This window comes from Streptococcus sp. HMSC061E03 (genome assembly GCF_001813505.1).
In the GTDB taxonomy this organism is placed as follows: domain Bacteria; phylum Bacillota; class Bacilli; order Lactobacillales; family Streptococcaceae; genus Streptococcus.
The window spans coordinates 98870-99195 of sequence record NZ_KV812801.1; the positions used below are offsets into that span (position 1 = coordinate 98870).

A 326-nucleotide genomic window follows, 5' to 3' on the forward strand; every position below is an offset into this window, starting at 1 on the left:
CGGTTAAAGCCCTCTCTAACTTCAATGGAGCGAGTGACTTGCAAGGGAGTGCCTATGATTCAGGGAAACAATACGGAGTGAGTGTGATTACGCCACTAATTAAAGGGGCGATCATGTATTCTGAGTACCTCAGTGAAGCTGTACCAAAACTCCCTTCAAAATATCGGTCAGAAGTTGGGGACGAAGATCTGGATTCAGCCGTACTTGAAAGTGAAATTCAAAGCCTCGAAAGTAGCATTAGTAGTCTTAGAGGTACTTTGCGAGCTATGGAAGGAAGTGATCATGCGGATAAGAGTCTCCTGCAAAATATATCTTCTCGTATGGAT

Annotated in this window: 1 pseudogene; it reads left to right on the plus strand. The window is 43.9% G+C overall.

Features of this window, described 5'->3' with window-relative positions:
* A pseudogene (locus HMPREF2917_RS09345) lies at positions 1-326 on the plus strand (hypothetical protein); the annotation flags it as partial.